3 protein-coding genes are annotated in these 1,985 nt (G+C 37.9%); all 3 read right to left on the reverse strand.

Going from position 1 to position 1,985, the window contains the following annotated elements:
• The coding region (locus AC29Z1_RS17265; RefSeq protein ID WP_488272683.1) for an alcohol dehydrogenase catalytic domain-containing protein at positions 1-466 on the reverse strand (466 nt) is incomplete at its 3' end.
• Positions 467-481: 15 nt separating this feature from the next.
• Positions 482-1,492, reverse strand: a complete 1,011-nt coding sequence (locus AC29Z1_RS17270) for a Gfo/Idh/MocA family protein (RefSeq protein WP_488272684.1) — start codon at positions 1,490-1,492, stop codon at positions 482-484.
• A gap of 75 nt (positions 1,493-1,567) precedes the next feature.
• A complete protein-coding gene (locus AC29Z1_RS17275) occupies positions 1,568-1,984 on the reverse strand; it encodes a tripartite tricarboxylate transporter permease (protein ID WP_488272685.1) in 417 nt (138 codons plus the stop codon).
• Position 1,985 lies beyond the last annotated feature (1 nt).

The raw sequence follows: 1,985 nt of genomic DNA on the forward strand, positions 1-1,985 counted from the left end.
GTTGCAAACAAGTTATAGATGCGTCATCTAACCCTTTAGGAGCCAAAAGAAGGCCGGTTTCAGGTAGGGCTATTTTTTCTGCAAAAGCTCCTGGAATTGTGATACCAATATTTATCTTTTTTGAGCACCATGAATCTCTTCCTAATTTACACCAATCACAGGTTCCACAAGGAATATGCCCTGATGTTAGTACAACATCGCCGACCTTGAATTTTGTTACACCGTCTCCAACCTCTATGACTTCCGCGCTCATTTCATGACCAAGCATTTGAACTGGCCTTTTCGTCTTTAACACTTCAGACATTTCCTCAAAACCCATAGTCTTAATACCTATGGCTCTTTGCGCATCTGTTATACTGGGCTGTACCCTTCTTACTTTGCATACCACCCATCCTGGTTTCGCAACAGGATCCGGAATTTCTTCCAGCCTCATATCTCCGAAGTCATAAAACATCCATGCTTTCATCTTTATATTCCTTAATCACAATAAGTCTCTTAGCTGAGTTGTATTTCCATTTTCGGCCGATCGATAAATTGCCTCAATAATCGCAATAGCGTTCATTCCAACAGCACCTGTCACTTCAGGTTCTTTGCCTAATTGTATACAGTCTGCAAATTCTTTTATTTCCTCTTTTAACGAATCTAGTCGCTGCTGATCAGGATTAGGCATAATAGTCTTGACCATATGCTTTGTTCCTTTTTTTTGATATGAAATCGACCCGTCATCTTCATCAAGTAAAATAACGCCCTCTGTTCCATGTATTTGCAACAATTTTCGATCTGGAGTTATAAAACTCCCCCCAATATAACCCAAAGCCCCATTTTCAAATTGCGCTATCGAAGTAAAGACATCATCAGTTTCAGCGGGTCCACATAGTTTGCTTTTAAAAGCTGTTATCTTAGTTATCGGTCCTATCAAATAATTCAGATTGTCTGCTTGATGAACAGTATAACTCATTAATGGCCCAGCTGGGCTTTCTTTTTTATGACCTCTCCAATTATCTGGAGTCAGCTTCATACCTAGATCACCAGACGAGTTGGCTTCCACCAAAACAATTTTTCCGAGTAATCCTTGTTCAATCATTTGCTTGGCTTTTCTGAACCGAGCCATACGGCGAGAATTTTGACCTATCATCAAAATAACATTATTACTCTTTGAGGCATCAATCATTTTTTTACATTCTTCAACGGTAATCGCCATGGGCTTTTCGACATATACATGTTTCCCGTAATTTGCAGCATCCACCGTCTGAGTAATATGTAAAGAATTTGGTGTCGTCAATACGATACCATCTATTGACTTATCTTCCAGCAATTCTTCATACGTTTCCTTCCCAACGCCCCCGTATTGCTTCCTAAATAAATCCCTTTTCTCCAACGACCTGGAATAACAAGCGGCAATTTCTATATTGTCACATTGTGCCGCCGCATCTGCCAATTTGTTTGACCACCATCCTAATCCTACAAATGCCAATCTTACCTTACTACTCATCGATAAATACCTCTAAAAAAGCATACCTAAAAATGTTTATTTCTGTTTTCGCGGTAATTTAATAACTTTTGTAATTTAAGGGATCAGTATCGTTAATATGGTTAGTCCAATTGATATAGCAGAAATTGGCCTGGAAAAGAATGAAAATATATTCCCGAAAGAAAGAACGAGTGATTGTCGTAAATATTGCTCGACCATTCCACCTAGAATGAACCCAAGTATTAAAGGAGCTGTTGGTATACCCAACTTATTCATTATATATCCAATCAAACCAAATATTACCAAAACCCAAACATCAAAAAGTGAATTCCTTACACTGAAAGTACCAACTATTGCCAAGCACAAAATCATGCTAACCAAAATAGGTTTTGGCCATGAAACAACTTTGGCGAAATATTTAGCGCCAAATAAACCTAATACTAAAAATAAGATATTCGACAATAAAAGGATTATAAATATGGAAGAAACTATTTCAGGATTTTGTTCAAACAAC

The sequence above is a fragment of the Sporomusa sp. genome, assembly GCF_057736855.1.